At 68.9% G+C, this 20,584-nt stretch carries 19 protein-coding genes; 7 read left to right on the top strand and 12 right to left on the bottom strand.

The features are described from left to right. The first annotated feature begins 38 nt into the window (after positions 1-38). From ACWEH3_RS06020 to ACWEH3_RS06010, 3 genes are read left to right on the top strand one after another with little or no spacing between them, the layout of a single operon-like run. Positions 39-245 (top strand): antitoxin, encoded by a 207-nt coding sequence (locus ACWEH3_RS06020; protein ID WP_450021020.1) that lies wholly within the window; start codon positions 39-41, stop codon positions 243-245. A 48-nt stretch (positions 246-293) separates the two neighbouring features. Next, positions 294-2,594: an ATP-dependent DNA ligase gene (locus ACWEH3_RS06015; protein WP_450021018.1), complete on the top strand. Its 2,301-nt coding sequence runs from the start codon at positions 294-296 to the stop codon at positions 2,592-2,594. Between the two features lie 43 nt (positions 2,595-2,637). Next, positions 2,638-2,814: an antitoxin gene (locus tag ACWEH3_RS06010; protein WP_450021016.1), complete on the top strand. Its 177-nt coding sequence runs from the start codon at positions 2,638-2,640 to the stop codon at positions 2,812-2,814. A gap of 42 nt (positions 2,815-2,856) precedes the next feature. On the opposite strand, the gene ACWEH3_RS06005 is transcribed toward ACWEH3_RS06010, so the two are convergent. Further along, a complete protein-coding gene (locus tag ACWEH3_RS06005) occupies positions 2,857-3,501 on the bottom strand; it encodes a cysteine hydrolase family protein (RefSeq protein ID WP_450021014.1) in 645 nt (214 codons plus the stop codon). 248 nt (positions 3,502-3,749) lie between these two features. On the opposite strand from ACWEH3_RS06005, the gene ACWEH3_RS06000 reads away from it, so the two are divergent. Next, complete coding sequence (locus ACWEH3_RS06000) at positions 3,750-5,018, top strand: lipase family protein (RefSeq protein WP_450021012.1); 1,269 nt, start codon at positions 3,750-3,752, stop codon at positions 5,016-5,018. 163 nt (positions 5,019-5,181) lie between these two features. Here ACWEH3_RS06000 and ACWEH3_RS05995 read toward each other — a convergent pair whose 3' ends face one another. The 4 genes from ACWEH3_RS05995 to ACWEH3_RS05980 form a co-directional block, all read right to left on the bottom strand. Continuing rightward, complete coding sequence (locus ACWEH3_RS05995; protein WP_364424952.1) at positions 5,182-5,835, bottom strand: ammonium transporter; 654 nt, start codon at positions 5,833-5,835, stop codon at positions 5,182-5,184. Between the two features lie 668 nt (positions 5,836-6,503). Then, positions 6,504-7,241 (bottom strand): energy-coupling factor transporter transmembrane component T family protein, encoded by a 738-nt coding sequence (locus ACWEH3_RS05990; RefSeq protein ID WP_355074890.1) that lies wholly within the window; start codon positions 7,239-7,241, stop codon positions 6,504-6,506. After that, the gene (locus ACWEH3_RS05985; protein WP_450021009.1) at positions 7,241-9,367 is read right to left on the bottom strand and encodes an ATP-binding cassette domain-containing protein; all 2,127 of its coding nucleotides are present in this window, start codon (positions 9,365-9,367) and stop codon (positions 7,241-7,243) included. Before ACWEH3_RS05985 ends, ACWEH3_RS05990 begins: the two co-directional genes overlap by 1 nt. 78 nt (positions 9,368-9,445) lie before the next feature. Further along, positions 9,446-10,912 carry a flavin-containing monooxygenase gene (locus tag ACWEH3_RS05980; RefSeq protein ID WP_450021007.1) on the bottom strand — a complete coding sequence of 489 codons (1,467 nt, stop codon included), beginning with the start codon at positions 10,910-10,912 and terminating at the stop codon, positions 9,446-9,448. Positions 10,913-10,997: 85 nt separating this feature from the next. Here ACWEH3_RS05980 and ACWEH3_RS05975 point away from each other — a divergent pair, with 85 nt between their 5' ends. Further along, positions 10,998-12,059: an AraC family transcriptional regulator gene (locus ACWEH3_RS05975; protein ID WP_450021005.1), complete on the top strand. Its 1,062-nt coding sequence runs from the start codon at positions 10,998-11,000 to the stop codon at positions 12,057-12,059. Here the strand turns inward: ACWEH3_RS05975 and ACWEH3_RS05970 are convergent. From ACWEH3_RS05970 to ACWEH3_RS05960, 3 genes are all read right to left on the bottom strand, one after another. Further along, the gene (locus ACWEH3_RS05970; protein ID WP_450021003.1) at positions 12,056-12,733 is read right to left on the bottom strand and encodes a phosphodiesterase; all 678 of its coding nucleotides are present in this window, start codon (positions 12,731-12,733) and stop codon (positions 12,056-12,058) included. The genes ACWEH3_RS05975 and ACWEH3_RS05970 overlap by 4 nt on opposite strands. 66 nt (positions 12,734-12,799) lie before the next feature. After that, positions 12,800-13,585 (bottom strand): metallophosphoesterase, encoded by a 786-nt coding sequence (locus ACWEH3_RS05965; RefSeq protein WP_450021001.1) that lies wholly within the window; start codon positions 13,583-13,585, stop codon positions 12,800-12,802. A 170-nt stretch (positions 13,586-13,755) separates the two neighbouring features. Next, on the bottom strand, positions 13,756-14,193 hold the full coding sequence (locus ACWEH3_RS05960; protein WP_450020999.1) for a MarR family winged helix-turn-helix transcriptional regulator: 438 nt from the start codon (positions 14,191-14,193) through the stop codon (positions 13,756-13,758). A 51-nt stretch (positions 14,194-14,244) separates the two neighbouring features. On the opposite strand from ACWEH3_RS05960, the gene ACWEH3_RS05955 reads away from it, so the two are divergent. After that, complete coding sequence (locus ACWEH3_RS05955) at positions 14,245-14,847, top strand: TIGR03086 family metal-binding protein (protein ID WP_450020997.1); 603 nt, start codon at positions 14,245-14,247, stop codon at positions 14,845-14,847. 342 nt (positions 14,848-15,189) lie between these two features. On the opposite strand, the gene ACWEH3_RS05950 is transcribed toward ACWEH3_RS05955, so the two are convergent. From ACWEH3_RS05950 to ACWEH3_RS05940, 3 genes are all read right to left on the bottom strand, one after another. After that, positions 15,190-15,957 (bottom strand): RluA family pseudouridine synthase, encoded by a 768-nt coding sequence (locus ACWEH3_RS05950; protein ID WP_450020995.1) that lies wholly within the window; start codon positions 15,955-15,957, stop codon positions 15,190-15,192. Positions 15,958-16,001: 44 nt separating this feature from the next. Beyond that, positions 16,002-17,012 carry an adenylate/guanylate cyclase domain-containing protein gene (locus tag ACWEH3_RS05945; RefSeq protein ID WP_450020993.1) on the bottom strand — a complete coding sequence of 337 codons (1,011 nt, stop codon included), beginning with the start codon at positions 17,010-17,012 and terminating at the stop codon, positions 16,002-16,004. A gap of 210 nt (positions 17,013-17,222) precedes the next feature. Beyond that, complete coding sequence (locus ACWEH3_RS05940) at positions 17,223-18,491, bottom strand: epoxide hydrolase family protein (RefSeq protein ID WP_450020991.1); 1,269 nt, start codon at positions 18,489-18,491, stop codon at positions 17,223-17,225. A gap of 138 nt (positions 18,492-18,629) precedes the next feature. Between ACWEH3_RS05940 and ACWEH3_RS05935 the strand changes: the two genes are divergently transcribed. After that, positions 18,630-19,448: an alpha/beta fold hydrolase gene (locus ACWEH3_RS05935; RefSeq protein WP_450020989.1), complete on the top strand. Its 819-nt coding sequence runs from the start codon at positions 18,630-18,632 to the stop codon at positions 19,446-19,448. A gap of 92 nt (positions 19,449-19,540) precedes the next feature. On the opposite strand, the gene ACWEH3_RS05930 is transcribed toward ACWEH3_RS05935, so the two are convergent. Beyond that, on the bottom strand, positions 19,541-20,497 hold the full coding sequence (locus ACWEH3_RS05930) for a hypothetical protein (protein WP_450020987.1): 957 nt from the start codon (positions 20,495-20,497) through the stop codon (positions 19,541-19,543). Positions 20,498-20,584 lie beyond the last annotated feature (87 nt).

Here is a 20,584-nt window from a genome sequence, read left to right as displayed (position 1 = left end):
ACGACTCCGGACAATCGTTGACAGGAAGGATCACGGCGATGAGTTTCGCGGATACGGTCAAGGGCCTGGTCGACAAGGGGAAGGACGCGGCGGCCAAGAACGCAGGCAAGATCAATCACGCGGTCGACAAGGCCGGTGACTTCATCGATCAGAAGACGCACGGCAAGTACTCGGACCAGATCGCCAAGGGCAAAGAGGCCGCCAAGAAGGTGGTCCCGCCGGATCAGTCCGGACCGCACGCCTGAGCCCCACGGCGGAGGCCGCACCGCGGCCTCCGCCGCTACACTTCGGATATGGCGGCCCGCCGCGAGTTCGGTGGTATCGAGGTTGACCTGAGCAACCTCGACAAGGTGCTGTACCCGGCCACCGGAACGACCAAAGGCGAAGTGATCGCCTATTATTCGGCGATCGCGCCCGCCATGCTTCCGCACATCGCCGGGCGGGCGGTCACCCGGAAACGCTGGCCCAACGGGGTGGACGAACCCTCCTTCTTCGAAAAGAATCTCCCGTCGCACGCGCCCTCCTGGATCGAGCGGCGCACCCTGCGCCATTCCGATCGCAAGGTCGTCTATCCGCTGATCGATTCCGAAGCGGGGCTGGCCTGGCTCGCGCAACAGGCCGCGCTGGAAGTCCATGTGCCGCAGTGGCGTTTCGACGACGACAGCATGGGCCCCGCGACCAGGTTGGTGTTCGACCTGGACCCGGGCAAGGGCGTCGGGCTCGCCGAATGCGCCGAGGTGGCGCTCGCGGTGCGCGAGCTGGTCGAGGGCATCGGGCTGCACGCCTTCCCGGTGACCAGCGGCAGCAAAGGAATTCACCTGTACGTGCCGTTGGATCGCGTGCTGAGCTCGGGTGGCGCCTCCACGGTGGCGAAACAGGTGGCCACGAATCTGCAACGGCTGCAACCGGACCTGGTCACGGCGACGATGGCCAAGGCGGCGCGCGGCGGAAAGGTCTTCCTGGACTGGAGCCAGAACAACCCGGCCAAGACCACCATCGCGCCCTATTCGATGCGGGGGCGGGCCGAGCCGAACGTCGCGGCCCCGCGCACGTGGAAGGAGATCGAGAACCGGAAGAAGCTGCGGCACTTGCGGTTCGACGAGGTGCTGGCCAGGTACCGGTCCGACGGCGATCTGCTCGCCGAGCTGGATCCGCGGATCGCGCGGGACGCCTCGTCCTCGCCCGACGCGTTGACCAAGTATCGGTCGATGCGCGATCCGTCCCGCACGCCCGAACCCGTACCCGCCGAGCCGCCCGCTCCGGGGGCCGACAACCGCTACGTCGTGCAGGAACATCATGCGCGACGCCTGCACTGGGACGTGCGGCTGGAGCGCGACGGGGTCCTGGTGTCCTGGGCGGTGCCGAAAGGGCCGCCGATCTCCACCGACCAGAACCGTCTGGCCGTGCACACCGAGGACCATCCGATGGAGTATCTCGACTTCCACGGCGCCATCCCGAAAGGCGAGTACGGCGGCGGGGAGATGACGATCTGGGACTCCGGCACCTACGAGACCGAGAAGTGGCGCGACGACGAGGTCATCGTGCGATTCCACGGCAAGCGGCTCAACGGCCGGTACGCGCTGATCCAGACCAACGGCAACCAGTGGCTGATGCATCTGATGCGCGCGCGGAACGGCGCCGAACCCCGGAAGGAGCCGGACGAGCCGCCGGGCCGGATCATCCGTCCGTCGAACGGGCCCGCGACGCTTCCGCGCGGTCTGGCGCCGATGCTCGCGACGCCCGGCGAGGTCGCCGAGCTCGGCGCCGACGAGTGGTGCTTCGAGACGAAGTGGGACGGCTTCCGGCTGATCGCCGAGATCGACGACGACGCGCTGACTTTGCGCAGCCGGGCGGGGAACGTGGTGACCGACCGCTATCCCGGTATCGCGGCGTTGCGGCGGGAACTGTCCGCACACCAGGTGGTGCTGGACGGCGAGGCCGTCGTCTTCGATGATCACGGCGTCGCGAATCTCGGTCTGCTGCAAGCCGACACGGCGCGTGCGGTGTTCGTCGCGTTCGACGTGTTGTACCTGGACGGTACGTCGCTGCTGCGCAAACGATATGCCGATCGCCGCAGGGTCTTGGAGGCGCTCGCGGCGAACGCGCCGTCGCTGGTGGTGCCGCCGCGACTGGACGGCTCGGGCGCCGATGCCCTGCGCTACAGCCAGGAGCACGGGCTGGAGGGCGTGGTCGCGAAGCGCAAGGACTCGGTGTACCTACCGGGCAAGCGCGGGCACGCCTGGGTGAAGCAGCGCAATTGGCGCACTCAGCGGGTGCTGATCGGCGGGTGGCGGCGCAGCGCGGCACGGGAGTTCAAGTCGCTGCTGATCGGCATTCCCCACGACGGGCTGCTGTACTACGTCGGCCGGGTCGGAACCGGGTTCAGCGAGCCGGACATGCGGGAACTGGCCGCGCGGCTGCGCAAGCTGGAACGCAAGACCTCGCCGTTCGACAACGAACTCACCGCCGAAGAACGCAAGGAAGCGGTGTGGGTGACGCCGAAACTCGGTGGCACCGTGCGGTTCATGAACTGGACCGAAGCCGGCCGGTTGTGGCATCCGGCGTGGCTCGGCCCCGCGCCAGGCGCTGGGTAGGGTTGGGGCGCGGTTGTTCCCAGCTCGAAACGAGGAGTGCACGGTGGACTTCAAGAACCTCGCCGGTAAAGCGATGGACCTGGCCCAGAAGAACGCGGACAAGCTGGACGCGGTCATCGACAAGGCGGCCGACCTCGTCGACGAGAAGACGGGCAACAAGTACTCCGGCCAGGTGGACGCCGCCCAGGACGCGGCCAAGAAAGCCTTGCGGGAGCAGTGATCGTCCAACGGGACCCGGCACCGGCCGGGTCCCGTTCGCGGCTCAGCCGGCGCCCGTGAGCAGCGGGGTGATGGTCGCGATATCGGTGACGAGCGCGTGGCCCTGGAACTCGAAATCGTCGTAAGCCCGCACCATGGCGTCCTTGTCCCGGCCGCCGACCGCATCGCTGATCACCACGGGCACGAATCCGAGATCGGTGGAATGCGTGACCGTGGGCGCGATGCCGATCTCCAGCGCGACGCCCGCGATCGCGTAGGCGCCGATGCGCAGGTCACGCAGCATCGAGGCCAGCGGAGTGCCTTCGAAGGCCGACATCGACGTTTTGTCGAACACCACCTCGTCGGCGCGCGGTCGCAGTTCGGGCACGAGCTCGAAGGCGGGGGTGTCGCGCTGCAGGATGAAGCGCACCTTGTCCACCGAATCCACCTGCTGCCAGCTCATGGCCATGCGCAGCGCGAAGGTTCCGCTGAGCCGCTCGGGCAGGAAGAAATGGCGTAGGAATACCACCGGGTAGCCGCCGGACCGCGCCGCGTCGACCACCCCCACCACCCGCTCGATGATCTCCGGGCCGTCCGGCAACTGGCTGAGCACACCGACCTGCATGTCGTAGACGATCACGGCCATCCGGTCCGGGGCGCACACGTCGGCGAGTCCTTCGGGGATGTCCAGTCCGTTGCCATGCCGCATGCTCGGCTACTCCTCTTCGTTGCGCTCGCGCTGCGGGCGGGGTCGCGCCGGGCAGCTATTCGCTTGCGCTGGGGGCGTTTTGGCCAACACTGTAACCAGCCGCACGGACAGCGGCGGCGGTGGGTGTGACCTGCGATAGACCGTTGCCGGGTCGGTCGGCCCGGCAGTACCGTGGAAAGCGAGGTCAGGTGAGCCGCCGCTGACCGCGCCGGGACATCTGCCGCCTCGCCGGAACTGGGGAGGCTCTGATGAAGGACGCCGATGCAGTGCCTGTCATCGCGCAGGCGCGCGACCGATCTGTGTGCACGACGATCCCGCGGGTTCTGCTGACCGCCTTGCTCGTGCTGGCAGCCTGTCTGGCCGCCGCACCCGCGGCACACGCCGAGCTACTACCGCCGGATCGAGACCCGTTCTACGCCGCCCCCGCGGATCTCGCGCGCTACCGTGACGGCGCCGTGCTGGATTCCCGGCCGATCGCGTTGTTCGGGTTGCCCCTGCCGATTTCGGCGTGGCAGGTGAAATACCGCAGCACCGACTCGAGCGAAGATCCCGTCGCCGATGTGGCGACCGTGCTGGTCCCGATGCTGCCGTGGTTCGGGCCCGGGTCCCGGCCGCTGCTGTCGTACCAGGTGGCCGAGGACAGTCTCGGCACGCGGTGCGCGCCGTCGTTCGCGCTGCGCGGCGGCTGGGATTCCGGCGCGGTGAACACGCTGATCGACACGCCGTTCATGGCGGAGGCGCTACGCCGCGGGTGGGCGGTGGTGGTCAGCGACTACGAGGGGCCGCGGTCCCGCTTCCTGGATGGAGTGAACTCCGGACGCGGCGTGCTGGACGGCATCCGGGCGGCCCGTGATCTCCCGCAAGCCGGGCTCGGGCCCGCGACGCCCATCGGCACTTGGGGCTACTCCGGCGGAGCGTTCGCCACGCTGTGGGCCGCGCAGCTGCAGCCGTGGTACGCACCGGACGTCCGGTTCGCGGGCATCACTTCCGGCGGGATTCCCGCGGATTGGCCCGCCATAGCCGCCGACGCGGACGGCACCATCCAGACCGGGCTCGCTTTGCTCATCCTGTTCGCGCTCGCCCGCAACGATCCTGCCGTGGGCGTGCTGGACTTGCTCAACGAGCAGGGGCGCGCGGCGCTGGCGGAGAACGGCGCGGCCTGCGGGTCCGATCTGGTGCCGATATACGCGGGCGCGCAGGTCGCCGACTTCGCCGCTGTGCCCGATGTGTTCTCGCACCCGGCATTTCGCGCCGCCACCGAAGTTCAGGAACTCGGCGGCAGCGCGCCGGAGGCGCCGATGTACCTGTACCACAGCCGCACCGACGACGTGATCCCCGTGGCGGGTTTCACCGACTTGGTCGGCCGGTACTGCGCCTTGGGCGCGACCGTCACCTCGGTGCACTCGATGCTGCCCACCCACAACCCGACGGCGATCGGTGAGGCGCCGGGCGCGATGAACTTCCTCGCCGACCGGTTCGCCGGTCTGCCGGCGGCTCCTGGGTGCCACGAGCGGTAGGTGGACGACCGCCTCGAAGGTCGACCGCGGTACTCCCGGCGATGGAGCCGGATGCGTGATCGCGAGTCGCGGCATCGTGTCCGGGCGGAGCCGACTGGTGCGCACAGACGAAAGCGCACCGAATCCCGGCCGATTCGGTGCGCGTCGTGCTCGCTGGCGTCGGTCAGTTCTGCGAACGCCCGGTGGTGTCCATCCACTTGGTGGTGCCGGGCTGGGCGGCCAGCGTGCTGATCAGATCGATGCCCGCGATGATCAAGGCCGGACCGCCGACGACGATCGTGCCGATGATGCCGCCGATGCCCGCACCGGCGACCACGGTGCCGATCCCGATGGGACCGCCGATGAGGCCGGTCAATCCGACGAGCGCGCCGATGACCGTGCCGATGAACCCGCCGACCGCGGTGGCGATGCCGAACTGCGACAGGAAGGCGTCCATCGCGCGCTGGTTCTCGAACGGCGACGCGACCGGCGTTGCCGCCGGGTGAGCCTGCGCCGCGTCCTTGACGACGGTCAGTTCCAGTACGCGGCCCGCGTCCCGCACGAGGTGGGGCATGGGGTATTCGAGCCCGTCCTGGCGGAAGGCGAGCGGCAGCGTGACCGCGACATTGCCTGCGGCGTCTTTGATGTCCACGGCGTCGCCGCGCACGTCGAACGTGCCGGCGGTGAGTGTCGTGACGATCTTGTCGCCGACCAGTTGGGCTTGATACCCGATATCCGGGACCGGTGCCGCAGCCGGTTCCGCGTGCGCGACGCCTGCCCCGACCGTGAGTGCGGCGACGAGTGGAGCGGCGGCGGCGGTGACTCTCCGGAGAATCATTCTCGGTTTCCAATCTTCATCAGGTTACAAGCATTAGAGAACGCGACACACGCCGAAATTCCTTCCCCCGCCGACGTGTCCATCCGTGATGTGATCCAAAAGACAGCTACTTCTGAGTGATAACTGTACTGTGGCCCTTGGGGTTTGGGACACGATTTCAGAGGGTAATCCTCCGACTTTTGCCACGTCATGAGTTATAGCTACCAGCTATTCGCTCGTGCGGGTTCGGGGTGCTCTGATCGCGCCGGTCGGTTCCGCGCGGGTGGATGAAAGTGTAATGCCCCGAATCGGGGCATCGATTCCGAGCCTTTCACATCGCATTGCGCGATAGGTGTAAGCCGCAGTACCACAGGGTCTTTCGCGGGTGTCGCGCGGGTCGATGGCGGCCCGTCCTGGTCGTGGGGGTGCGACTGCGAACCGGGTAACACAGCCGGTGGTACTGATCGGTGCTCTGTGCTCCGTATCGGGGCCGGCTGCTATGCGTTCGAGACGTATGCGTCATGTGCGAGGCGCATTCGGGGTCCCCTGCGGAGTGTTTTGGAGAGGTACCAGTCGGTCTGCAAATGGTCAGCGAATTGGCTCGCCGGAATTCCACCGGCGCCATTAGGGGCCGCAGCCGACCGGGATCCGGTTCGGGCCCGCATTTACGCGCACTCTTCCGCCCGCGCTCACAGCACCACGTGCAGCGCGATGGAACCGAGACAGACGCCGACTACCAGCACGAGCGCGACAGCGTCGCGCAGGCCGGGTGCGCTGGGACGGGCGGTGAGCTGCCCGGTGCCGCCGCGTGCGGTGATCGCCTCACCCAATTCACCGGCGCGGCGGGTGGATACCGCCATGGCGGCGGTGAGGATGTCGATGAGCGGGTTGTCGGCCGCGCGGGCGATCATGCCGTCCTTGGGGCGCAGCCTGCGAGCGGCACGTAGCACCCGGATCTCCTCCATGAGCAGCGGCAGACCGCGAAAGGTGAGCGCGACGACGACAGCCCATTCGTCCACCGGAATCCGGAGCCGGCGCAAGGGCGCGCCCAGCTTGGCCAGGGCGGGCGCGATGTCGCCCATCGGCGTGGTCCACGCGATGAGGAAGGAGGCGGCCACCAGGATCAGGCCGAAGGCCAGAACCTGGGCATAGCGCAACACCGCCGTGCCGCCGACCGGCACGTTGATCAGGGCTCCCGCGCCGAGCAGCGCCCAGAACCACCACGGCAGCCGTGGCAGAGTGCCCAGTGGCAGCCGGGCGACCGCGCCCACGAAGACGAGGAACGCCGCCATCACACCGAGCACCGGCCAGGACGGCAGGAACATCAGCAGCAGGCTGATCAGGAACACCCCGATCATCTTGGTGCCCGCCCACAACCGGTGGACCGGACTGTCGACCGGGACCTGACGCAGCAGAACGGTGCTCATCATCGACCTCCGTGCTCGAGCCGCCACGCGGTCTCTCCGGGCGCGCGCACCGGGTTCCGGCCGGAATCGGCTGGCGTGATGGAGTCACTCGGCACCGGCGCGGTCTGCCGCGCCGACTCCGCGCCCAGAATGCGTCCCGACTGCAATCGCACCGTCCGGTCGCACACCGCCGCCATGTCGGCCACGTCGTGCGAGATGACGATCAGCGTCAACCCGGAATCCCGTAACCGCGCGAGCAGTTCCACGATGTCGGCCCGGCCCTCCGGGTCGAGACCGGCCAGCGGCTCGTCGAGCACGACCACTTGGGGATGGCTGGCCACGATCGCCGCGAGCACCACCCGCTTGGCCTGGCCGCCGCTGAGTTCCTCGACCGAGCGCGCGGCCAGCGAACGGTCCAGCCCGACCGCGTCCAGCGCGCGGCCGACCGCGCCCGAACCGGTGGCGCGGCCGCCCCAGTCCGCGATCTCCGCGCCGACGGTCTGCTTCTGCAGTTGCAGCCGGGAGTGCTGGAACGCCAGCCCGACCCGGCCGATCTGCTTGCCGATCGGCTTTCCGCGCAGCTCGCACCGACCCGAACTCGGTTCGATCAGGCCCGCCACGATCCAGGCCAGGGTGGATTTGCCCGAGCCGTTCCCGCCGACGATCAGCAGGGCCTCGCCCTGGCACACGGACAGGTCGACGCCGTGCAGGGCGGGCGCCTCCCACGGCGTCGCACGGTTGTAGGTGTGCCGGACGTCGCGCAGTTCGAGGATCGGCGCACCCATCGGCCTGCGCCGCGTGTCCTGCGCCGGACGCGGCCACGCGGGCAGATGCGCCACGGTGCGTCCCCCGGCCAGGTGCACCACCCGGTCGGCGACCGCGGCGTCTGCCTCGTGGTGGGTCACCAGCACCACGGCCATCGAGTGTCGTTTCGGCAGCGAAGCGAGCAGCTCCACCAGTTCCCGCCGCCCGTCCGGATCGATCATCGAGGTCGCCTCGTCGGCGATCAGCAGCGCGGGCCGCCGGGCGAGCGCGGCGGCGACCGCCAACCGCTGTTGCTGTCCGCCCGAGAGCGTGGCGGTCTCCTTCGCCCCCATTCCGGCGAGCCCGACCTCGCCGAGCAGTGCGTCGACATCCACCGCGGCGGCGAGATCGGCGGGCAATCCCCACACGACGTCATCGGCCACGAGCACGCCCAAGGTCTGGCTCTCCGGCCGCTGCAACACCAGCGCCGTCCCGCCGAGTTTGCCGAGCCCGGCCGACCCGGGCCGCTGCGCCGACCCCGAGGTGGGCGGCAGCCCGGCCAGCAAGCGGGTCAGGGTGGACTTGCCCGAACCGTTGTGCCCGACCACGGCGACGAATTCGCCGACCCGCACCGTCAGATCGATGCCGCTCAGCGCATCGCGTGCCGCCCCGGGATAGCGGAAACCCGCGCCGCGCAGCGTGACCGGAAGCGGATCGACGGGCCGGTCGTCTTGCGGCGCGTCGAGCCGGTCCCGGCCGGGCAGCCAGGCCAGCCGGTCCAGCACCGAGCCGAGCACGTACCAGGAGAAGACGCCGGTGGCCGCCATGCCGAGCGCGACGCTGCCGCCGACCCACGCCCACCACCAGCGCAGCACCGAGTCGGTCAGGTCCGCGGCGAGCTGCCCGAGCGGGGCCAGCTGCTCTTGGCGCGCCGCGAGATCCTGGATGCCGCGCGACGCGTTGCGGATGTTGTCGAACAGCAGTTCGCGGGTGGTGGACAGCAGGGCAAGCGATCCGACGGCGAACGCGGCCCAGGCCAGCCCGGCGAGCAAGGAGAGCCCGAACGCCGCGACGACGCCACCGCCACGCCGCTTCACGGCGCCGATGATCCCGCCCACGGTGGCCGAGGCGACCAGCGCCGTCGCGGACGCCATGCCCGCGGCGACGAAGGTGACCAGCGTCGCCGCGATCGTCGCGGTGACCAGGGCGCGCAGCCGGAAACGATGCGCGATCAGCCCGATCGGGACCGCGCCGACCAGCTGGAGCGCCGCGGCGAACGGGATGACCGATCCGATGGTCACCAGCCCGACGGCGGCCCCGCCCAGCACGGCGCCGGTGGCCAACTCGATCGGACGCAGCGGACCGCGCACATCCGATCCGCCCGAACGGGCCAGTTCATTCACAGCACAAGTCTGCCAGCCCGGCGGGCAGTGGCGGGTCGAGGCGAATCCGGGCGGGCCCGCTCGCCGAGGCGCGCTCCGTCACGCGACAGGGGTGAGGGTGTAGGCGCTGGGGTCGAAGCGGCGGGTGCGGCGACGATAGCTCGTCTGCGATCCCGGCCAGTTGTTGGTGATGCGGCCCGCGGAGTTGCGGTACCAGCTCGAGCAGAAATTCCACGGAGTGCGGGCCAGACGCTGCTGGAGCGCGGTGTTGTAGTCCTCTTCCAGGTCGGCGCGGACCTCGGCGCAATGGCCGGGATGGTCGGCGAGCCATTGCACGGCCTGGCGGATGTAGCGGGCCTGCGACTCGATCATGTAGATGATCGAGCCGACCCCGAGATTGGTGTTCGGCCCGTAGACGAGGAAAAGATTCGGAAAGTCCGGCACCGTCATGCCGTAGTACGCGTGCGCGCCGTCGGCCCATGCGTCGGCCAGTCTGCGCCCGCCACGGCCCCAGATCTCCATCGGCCAGAGGAACTCGGTGCCCTTGAAGCCGGTGCCGTAGATGATCACGTCGGCTTCGTGCGTCGTCCCGTCGGCGGTGCTTACGCCTTGCGGGGTGATCTCGGTGATGGCGGTGGTCTCCACCCGCACGTTGGGCTGGGTGAGCGCGGGGTAGTAGTCGTTGGAGAACAGCGCGCGCTTGCACCCGATGGGGTAGTCCGGGGTGAGTTTGGCCCGCAGCTGCGGGTCCTCGACCTGTTCGGCCAGGTGCCGGGAGGCGATGCGGGCAATGAACCGGGCGATGGCGGGAACCTCGACCAGCCCGAGTGAGATGAACTCCGTGATCGACCACCACCCGAACCGCTCTACCAGCAGCGCGCCCGGCACCCGCGCGAACAGGTTGTGCTGGACCGGCGAGTAGTCGGTGTCGAACTTCGGGACCACCCAGGCCGGTGTGCGCTGGAACAGTGTCAACCGGTCGACTTCGGGCTGGATCTCCGGGATGTACTGAACGGCGCTCGCCCCGGTGCCGACGCAGGCGACGCGTTTGCCGTGGAGGTCGACCTCGTGGTCCCACTCGGCCGAATGGAACGACGGGCCCGCGAAGGTGTCGATGCCGGGTATGGCGGGCAGGGACGGACGCGACAGCTGGCCCACCGCCGAGATCAGCACGTCGACGATCCAGCTCTTGCCGTCGGTGGTGCGCACGGTCCACCGGCCGGTGGCGTCGTCGAATTCGGCGTCGCTGACGCTGGTGCCGAAGCGGATCGCCGAGAGCACGCCGTGACGTTCGGCGACCGCGCGCAGGTAGGCGTGGATGGCGGTCCGTCCCGAGTACCGCTGCGGCCAGTCCGGCTTGGGTTCGAACGAATACGAGTACAGCGGTGAGGGGACGTCGCAGGCGGCGCCGGGGTAGGTGTTCTCCCGCCACACCCCGCCGATGTCGGCGGCCCGCTCCAGGATGGTGATGTCGTCGAAGCCGTTGCGGCGTAGCTCGATCGCCATGCCGATGCCGCCGAAGCCCGCGCCGATGATGAGTATCGATGGCCGATTGCGCGCTGTCATGTGAGACTCCTCACTGCGACCGTAGATGACTCCACTGTAAGAGCCGCCGTGCCGTCGTATAGAGAATTTCGGCCATAATGTCCGCGTGGAGCGGGTACAGGATCCGGATATCCGCGATTGGAACTTTCCGCGCGGCGTGGCCAGCGTGGCGCTGATGGTCGGATACGCGGCCGAACACGGCGTGCCCGCGGCGCGCATGCTGCACGGCACCGCGCTCGGCGAGCGGCAATTGCGCGATCCGGACGTCCAGATCGACGCGCATACCGAACTGGCGGTCATCCGCAATCTCGTCCGCGAACTCGCCGACCGGCCCGCGCTGGGTGTGGAGGTCGGTCGCCGCTACCGGATCACCACCTTCGGCATCTTCGGGTTCGCCTGCGTCAGCAGCCCGACACTCGGGGAGGCGATCAGCTTCGCGCTGCGTTATCTGGACCTCAGCTTCACCTTCTGCATCCCCGTGGCCGAGTGGGGCGCCAGCGAGTTCGTCGCGGTGGTGCGCGACGAGTCGGTGCCGACGGACGTGCGGCAGTTCCTGATCGAACGCGACGTCACCGCGATGCACCAGGTGATGAGCGATCTGCTCGGCACATGCCTGCCGCTGACCAGGGCGGAATTCCGTTTTCCCGATCCCGGCTACGCGGAGCGGATCGCCGAGGTGACTCTTGTGCCGCCGCGTTTCGGCATGCCGCACAACCTGTTCGCGATCGAACCGATGCTGCTGGAACAACCGTTGCCGCAGGCCAACGAGCAGACCTGGGCGATGTGCCTGGCGCAATGCCGGGAACTGGTGCACCGCCGCAGGGCGCGCACCGGCATCGCGGCCGAGGTGCGCGAACGTCTTGTGCCGCGCGGCGGCGCGGACGGATTCGCCGCTCCACCCGGCATCGACGCCGTGGCGAACGATCTCAACATGAGCACCCGCACGCTGCGGCGGCACCTGGACGCCGCGGGTACCAGTTATCGCGCGCTGCTGGACGAAGTGCGTCGTGCGCTGGCGGAGGAAATGCTCACCGCCACACCGCTATCGGTGAGCGACGTCGCCATCCGTCTCGGCTACGCCGAAGCGTCGACCTTCATCTTCGCCTTCAAGCGCTGGACCGGTAACACCCCGGCGGCCTATCGCCGCGAACGCGCCGTCCGGCGCTAGCCCTCTTCGCCGCGGCCGCTCCTGCTGCCGATGTATGCCAACTCGCGAATCTTGCCGACAGCTTTGGGAAACAACTCCACCTCGGCCGGGTGATTGAGCATCGGATCGAAGTAATCCGTGCGGTACTCGGCGGATTCGGCGGGACGCAGGGTGAGTTCCGCGACTCGCCAGGTCGGCCCGCCGAGGCGGCCCGCGGTGAGGGTGAAGCTGACCAGATCCTCGTCGAGGTGGGCTTGCATCGCCTCCAGTGACGCGGACGCGGGCTGCACGCTGTCCGGCTCGGCGAAGAACCAGGTGGGCGGGGAGTTGCTGATCCGATAGGGCATCAGGCAGCCGTACCGGGCGCTGGCCCAACCGCGCGCGGGGGTGATCACCAACCGGCCCAGCGGTCCCCGGCCGGTGGTGGCCAGCGCGAAATCCCAAGGCTGCTCGTCGCGATCGAGCACGCGGAACGCCAGGCCGAGTACGTCGGGAAGGCCGTTCGGCAGCCCGATGCCCTTGGATACCCGCGCGATGACCGCGCGATCGCCGCTGCCGAACAGCGGCTCGAACTCGGGCTCGGCGTGCAGACGGCCGGCCAGGTGCAAGCCCGACGGGTGGAATACCCGCGCGTGCCGGATCCGGGCTCCGGCCGCGAACGCGTTCTTCACCACTGCGGCTGGTAGATCGACCATGGCGGATCCTCCCGGTAGGCGTCGTGTGCCTCCCGATTGCCCCGGTGCGTGCCGGGTAAACCGCTGTCAGACCGGTTGCACGCCGATCCGGCCGCCCATCGGAACCGACCGGAAATGGCTGGTCAGGCGGTGGTCGTCACCGATGACGTGCAGCGCCACCGCCGGGTCCGGCGCGTAGTCCATGACATGGTCGGGCAGGTCGAGTTCCCACTCTCCGCTGAGCACCGACGCGGTGCTGGGGGCCACCAGCAGCGGGCGTCCCCCGAAGGTGGTCGTCGCGGCGGAGTGCGCGTGCCCGGTGAGTACGCCGATGATCCGGCCGTCACCGGCCACGAGGTCGGCGAACCGTTGCGGATCGGCCAGGGAGATCACGTCGACGATCGGGCTGAACAGGTGCGCGGGCGGGTGGTGCAAGGCGAGCAGGATCGGCTTGCCCGCGGGCGCCGTGTCGAGGACGCCGCCGAGCCAGTCATAGGTCTCGTCCGCGAGTTGGCCGCCCGGCTGCCCCGGAACGCTCGAATCCAGCAGCGCGACGGTGAGATCGCCGATGCGATGCGCGTGGTTGATCGGGGCATCGGAGGCGGGCTCGCCGAGCAGGCCGGTGCGGAAGCCCGCGCGGTCGTCGTGATTCCCCGGGATCGCGTACACCGGGATCTGGCCGTCGAAAGCGGCCTTGGCCTCCGCGAACTGCTCCGGTTTGCCGGAATCGGTGACATCGCCGGTCACCAGGATGGCGTCCGGCTTGCGGCGCAGCCCCGCGATGAAGTCCATCACTCGCCGCACACGCCGGGCATTGCGGGTGCCGAGATCGAAATGGGTGTCGCTGACCTGAGCAACCAGGATCATCGGCATTCGCTTTCGCTAGGGGTTCGCTGCATTGCGTCAGATTGCGCGCGCGTCGCGTCCGCGGCACGTCATAAGGCTAGTTGACCTGCGCATTACCCGTCGCCATGACGCTCGCCACCGTACGAGCGGTGCCCGCCGGATTGTGCGCTGGATCACATTGCCTGGACTCGTCGGAGTCAAGTGGCGGGGCGGTCGGACACCGTGTCGGAGAGGACGCGCAAAGCGCGCAGGAACGCGCTGCGATCCGGCGCGGGCAGCCGCTCGAGCAGTCGGTCCTCCCCGGCCTGGATGTCGCGCTGGGCGCGGTCGCGAAGGGCGCGGCCCGCGTCGGTGAGCGACAGCAGGTTCACCCGGCGGTCCGCGGGGTCCGGTTCGCGTGTGATCAGGCCGCGGCGCTGGAGTTCGTCGAGGACGCCGATGATGCGGGTCTTGTCCGCGCCGATCGCCTTGGCCAGCGCCGCCTGGGTGTAGACGGGTTCGGCGCCGAGGCCGAGCAAGACGGAGTAGCCCCACATGGACAGTTCGTGCCGCTCCAGGATGGGCAGTTCGAGGGCCATGAGCGCCCGCCCGAGCGGCACGATCATCGCGGCGAGATCGGGGCGGGCGGTGGACATGGATCGACGATACTGCTTGGCAGAATGTAAGATTGAGCCTATGATAAGCAAATGCTTACTGAATCTGCTGAACGATTGCGCGACCGGCATGCCCGTTCTGTCCGACTGAGCGTGGACGTCGTCGACCGCGTCCGTCCCGATGCGCTGGACGCCGAAACACCCTGCGCGGGTTGGCGTGTTCGTGACCTGCTGGAACACATGATCACGCAGAACCACGGCTTCGCCGCCGCCGCGCGGGGAAGCGAGGATCTCGAGGTCTGGACCGTGCGCGCGTCGGCCGATCCGGTCGCCGACTATCGCGCCTCCGCCGACGACGTGCTCGCCGCCTTCGCCGCCGAGGATGTGCTCGAGCGCTCGCTGCTGCTTCCGGAAATTCTGCCCGACCAGGGGATTCCCGCTGTTCGCGTGATCGGCTTCCACCTCGTGGACAGCGTCGTGCACGCCTGGGATGTCGCGCGCTCGATCGGCGAGACCATCACACCCGATCTCGACGTGGCCGAGGCGGCGTTGACCATCGCCCTAGCCGTCCCCGATGGTCCGGAGCGCACCGTCCCGGGCGCGGCTTTCGCACCGGCACTGTCCGTTCCGGAACACACGCCGACCCTCGACCGCATCCTTTTGCTCCTCGGCCGTTCGCCGAGCTGGCCGAACTGATCTGCTCGAGCGGCCCGGTAGACCGCTTCTGCTTGGTGCATCCGCTCTGTGCGCACGGGGCAGACCGCCTGGGATGACTGTGGACGAACAGCGAGCCGGTATCTGCCGAGTGAGCGCGACGGAGCAGCGACAGTTTGCGTGCTTCGCGATGGCGCCAGTGGTGGGCAGCGACCTCGATAGCACTCGCGCGCTGTTTGCCGCTCTATGCGAGCGGCGCTGGCTGTGGGGCCGATTCCCGTACGGCCCTGGCCGGATTTCGGCGCGGGGCACAGTGTCGACGTTCTTCGCAGCGGTCGACGCACAAGGCAACGGGCTGTGCGAAGACCGCATCGGGCGGCCCGGCTAGTCGAGAGTCCGCAACAGGTCGGCTGCGCGTTCCAAGGCCGCCGGGTCGGCGGATTCGTGCAGCGGGCCCCAGAAGTCCGCGTCGGGCTCGGCGGCCAGGACCAATTCCGGCGGGGTGCGCCAGGAAGCGGTGAGGCCGAGACGCCAGGAATGCAGGTAGGTCCGCGAGTGTGCGCCGGAGCGGTCGAACAGGGGATCGCCGACTATCGGGTGGCCGGTCCAGGCCAAGTGGACGCGAATCTGGTGGCGACGGCCGGTCACCGGGCGCAGCGCGAGGACGGTATGCGCCGGACCACGCAGCACCGTCACGTAACGGGTGAGCGAGGGGTAGTTCTTGGCGGGCAGCAAGTCGGCGTCGTCCACGAACCAGCGGCCCGCCTCCTGGCGGATGCTTTCGCGCGGCGCCGCGATCCGCACCCGGTTCTTGCGCCCCATGCTGAGCGGCAGATCGAATACGCCGGTATCGGGCAGGCCGGTGGCCGCGACGACGGCCAGGTAGGCCTTGTCGGCGGTCTGCTTGTTGAACTGCCTGGTCAGCTCGCCGTGGGCGGACAGCTCCTTCGCGAAGAGGATCAAGCCGGAGGTCACCTTGTCGATCCGGTGCACCGGATACAGCGTTTCTCCCTCGGCCGCCGCCAGCTCGACGAGATCGGTGTCGTGGCGCTCGCCCATGACGGAGATCCCGGCGGGTTTGTGCAGGGCGAGAATCGCCGCGTCCTCCTCGACGAGGCAACGCGCGCGCAGCTGTGACCAATCCTTGTCCACCGGACGAGCCTAGGGCGGGTGTCGGCGTCGGGCGGAGATCGGGGCTATCCGCCGTTCTTGCCGTTGTGGCGCAGCAGGTGCGGACGCAGGCGATTGAAACCGCGCACCCGGACGCTGCGCAACTGCTTGATCGCGAATGCCGGGTCGCCGTTCAACTCCGTGGCGGCGTGGTCATCGATCAGGACTGTGCCCGGCCGCGCGACGCCGGTGAGCCGGGAGGCGATGTTCACCACCGAGCCGTACAGATCTCCGAACCGTTGCAGTACCGGGCCGTAAGCGAGGGCGACGCGCAACTCCGGCGTACCCCCGACCATCATGGTGGACTCCTGGATGGCCAGCGCTATGCGCGCGGCTTCGGCCGCGCTTTCCGCGGCGAACATGACTTCGTCGCCCACGTTCTTGATCACCCATCCGCCGTTCTCGGTGATGGCGGCGGTGGTGGTGGACTCGAACGCCTCGAGCAACATGGACAGCTCGTCGGGATGCAGATGCCTGGTCAGCCTGGTGTAGCCGACCATGTCGGCGAAACCGACGGCCAGTTCACGCACCGACTCGCCCGCGCTCGTCCCCGGGTCGAGCGACCGCGACAGCGACGCGGCCAGGTGCCGCCGCCAGGCATAGGTGTTCAGCTGCTCCAACGTGGCTATGGCGCCCTCGGTGGCGGTGCGCACCGTCTCCTCGGGGTCGGCGCCGGGATCGGCTCGGGCGATGCGCTCCTCGATCTCCGCGAGGACCAGGTCGACCTGCCATTCCGCCAGGCGCGCCATCCCTTGGCCGAGCGTGCGCGCGGTCGCCGACTGCTGCCGGGTGTCGGCCGAGGACAACACGGTCAGCTGCTCGAAGTTGCGCACCGCCGCGACGTCGGCGTCGGTGTAGTCCACCGCCTCGTCACCGATACTCGACGGAAAACCGAGCGCCATCCACAATCGCCGGGTGAGCGCCGTCGTCGTCCCCGACTGTTCGGCGACCTCGGTGCGGTTGTACCGGCGCGCTCCGTCGAGCAGATAGGACTCGACGACCGATTGCACCAACTGGGACCTCTCGCTGGGCACCATGATCGGTACCTTACGGCCCGAATCCGACGAGGCGGCTTCTATTGGGCGAGTTCACATACCTCTGCTACGCCACGTCGATTCCGGTGCCGCGCCGACAACATGCACGCCCTCCGCGATCCAGCCGGACCGCCGCCGCCGTAACGCGCCGGTCCGGTCCGTCCGGCCGCGTTCGCATCCCGGCGAAGGGCCGTCCGCGCAGCGCGTGGCTGCTCACCCGGCAGTGGACGGGGTGCGGCCGCGGAAGGTGCGGCGCAGATCGTCGACCCAATGGGCCGGAATCTCCCACGGGATGAAGTGACCACCGTGGTCGTGGGCGGTGAGGTTGACGTGGTTGTACCAATCGCCGCGGTCGCTGTCGCGGAACGCTTGCACGCGCCGGTCGGTGTCGACGCCCGGCGGGTTCTCGTAGCCGACGAAGGTGATGCCGGTCGGAGCCTCGATGGGCGGCTGCCGGTCGTGCGACGGCGTCCAGGGATAGCGATTGTTGTTGGCGTAGGTGCGGATGGACGTGCCGATGGAATTGGTGACCCAGAAGATCATCGCGTGGGTGAGCAGGTCGTCCTTGCCGAAGACCGACTCGATGTCGCCGCCGTTGTCGCTCCAGTTCACCCAGCGCTGCAAGATCCAGGCCAGCAACCCGGCGGGTGAGTCGGACAGCCCGTAGGCGAGAGTGCTCGGTTCGAGCACATGTGCGGTCAGGTGGACGGCGAAACGCCGTTCCAGTTCGAGGATCCGGTCGTGCACGGCGGCGGGCAGGCCCTCCGGGATGGGATTGCCGCCGGTGATGTCCCAGGCACGGTCGCCGCTGAACAGGGTCAGCTTCTGACCGGAGCCGATATGGATGCCGTACAGCTCGTCGGCGTACTTGTGCCCGAGCTGCCCGGTGACCAGAGCGCCGACGTCACAGCCCGCCGCGGCGTACTTCGCGTGACCGAGGGTCTCGGTCATCAGGACGTGCCAGAGGTCGGCGACCTTCCAGAAGTTCATGTCCGGGTTCTTCGGCAGCGGGCCGGAGAAACCGAATCCGGGGAACGACGGGACGATCACATCGAAGGCGTCGGCGGGGTCGCCGCCGAACGCCGCCGGGTCGGCCAGCGGGTCGATCACCTTGGCCCAATGCCAGAAGGTCCATGGCCAACCATGGGTGAGGATCAACGGCGTCGGGTCGGGTCCGACGCCCGGCTTCCGCAGGAAATGCACCGGCACCCCGTCGATCTCGACGAAGTAGTGGTCATAGGCGTTGAGTGCGGCCTCGGCCGCACGCCAGTCGTAATCGGTGCGCCAGTACTCGACCAGCTCCTGCAAATAGTCGCGGGACACGCCGTAGGACCAGTCCTCGTTGCCCGCGTCGACCGGCCAGCGGGTCAGTTCCAATCGCTGCCGCAGGTCGGCGAGCACGTCGTCGGATACATGAATAGGCGTGGGATCCAGCGGGAACGGCCGCGTCCCGGCTCCACGCGAAGAGGGCTCCTGACTCACCGGGCCAGTATGCTCCGTGCGCTCTTCCGCGAGGCTGTGGAGAACATCACGGTGGGATTTGACCACCGAGGTAATCGCGGCTCGCGGCACGCTCCGCTAGCGTCGGGACGACGGACGTACATCTGAGCGGAGGGCGCTGTGGTCGGGACCGGGCGGGTTGCGCGGCCCGAGATCACCGAAGGCGTGCTCGAGCACGGCATGCCGTACTTCGCGATCGGTTCCGGTCGGCCACTGGTCTTTCTCCGGTGGTTCAGTCCCGACCACGCGAATCCCCGCGGTCGGATGCTCGACTCCGAGGTGCGAGTGCTGCGGCCGCTGGCGCGGCGCTTCCGGGTCTACGCGGTGGGCCGCGCGCCCGGCATGGCTCGGGGCATCACGATGGCGGAGATCGCGGCCGAGCACGCGGACGCGCTGCGCACCGAGTTCGGCGAGCCGGTCGACGTGCTCGGCATCTCCTCGGGCGGGTCGGTGGCGCTGCAACTCGCCGCCGACCATCCCGAGGTCGTGCGCCGCCTCGTCGTCGCGTCGTCCGGATGCCGTTTGGATCCGGTCACGAAGGAAGGCCAGATGCGTTACGCCGAAGCGGTTCTGCGCGGGCGCCGCGCGATGCACCACCTGGCGTCGAGCAGCGTCTCCTCGCCCGCCGCCGCTCGTCTCGCGGCGGCCGCCATGTGGTTGCTGGACCCGTTGAGCCGCCCGCGCGACCCCGCCGACACGCACGCCTTTCTCCGCGCGGAGGACGAATTCGACCTCACCGAGCGCCTCGGTGAGATCCAGGCCCCGACGCTCGTCATCGGAGGCGAACGAGACGCCGCCTACAGCCTCGCCACCTTCCGCCGCACCGCTGACGGCATCCCCGATTCCCACCTCGTCATCTATCCGGGCGCGGGGCACGTGAGCGCGCTCAGGCGCCCCCGCTTCGCCATCGACGTCGTCAACTTTCTCGACCAGCCCTGACTCGCCACCGCTGTGCGCCCGGGTATTCGTCGGCTGTTCCTCTCGGCTCGGTCGGGTGACGGCCCGCGGGACGCTGAAAGGGTTCGGTGCGTTCACGGTTCTGGGGTGGGAGTCCAGTAGCCGGCACGGTGGTGTTCCGCGGCCGTGCGGATCGCCGCGCGGAGACGATCGGTCAACTGGGCGGGAGCGGACAGATCGCCCCAGGTCCAGCGCACGACCACCCAGCCGAGTGCGCGGAGCCGATCCGCGCGGACCTTCTCCGCCGTGACCACCCGAGCGGTGGGCAGTGCACCGCACGGCGCGGCTCGGAGGTGATCGCTTCCGTCGAATTCCCCGATCACACCGAGATCGGGGAACAGGAAATCGACACGGCCGACACAGATCTCGTCATCGGAGAAGACGCGGGCTTGCACTTCGGGAGCCGGAAGACCAGCCCGGTGCAGCAGGATCCGGCTCAGCGATACGCCGACGTTCGCGCTGCGCCCGTCCAGGAGGTCCAGGACGAGGGCGGCACGGCGGCATCCGGGCCTGCGTCGGGCCCGGCGCAGGTGTTCCCGCAGTTCCGCCGTGGTGGTCAAGCCTTGGCGTAGCGCGGAATCCCCGAGAGCGACGGATTGTTCGAATCCTTCCGAGCGTGCGATGTCCAAGACCGTCCGCGCCGGGGTGGTCACCCGTATATCGTCGACCAAGGTGATCTCGTCGGGCTCCATCCGAGCCGAGTGGATCACCACCCTTCGGCTCAGCCGGCCGCCGTTGATCCGGTTCCTGGTCAGATGGACCCGGTCGAGCGGAATGCCCCAGGTCGTCATCCCGTGCAGCACCGCCGCCGAACAGTGGCTCGTGACGGCGGAGTCGGACGTGGACTCCGCGGTGGCCAGCGTCATCAGCAGGTGCCTGCCGGTGGCGCCGAGACCGGAGCCCGGCGCGCTCAGATAGTGCCCGGCGCGCAGCCGCTGCCATTTCCCGGTTCTGCACAGCCGGTGCAGTGTCTTGTCGGACAGACCGGATGCCAGCGCCTGCTGACGCGAGATCAGTTGCGGTGCTTCCATACCGACGATCGTGATCGACCGGCGATGCAGGAACCCCCCGCGCGGCGGCGCATGTGGACAACGCGCGGGCTGTGGACAACTGCGGGG

It is taken from the genome of Nocardia sp. NPDC004718 (assembly GCF_053601535.1).
This window is presented reverse-complemented; position numbering and strand designations above follow the sequence as displayed.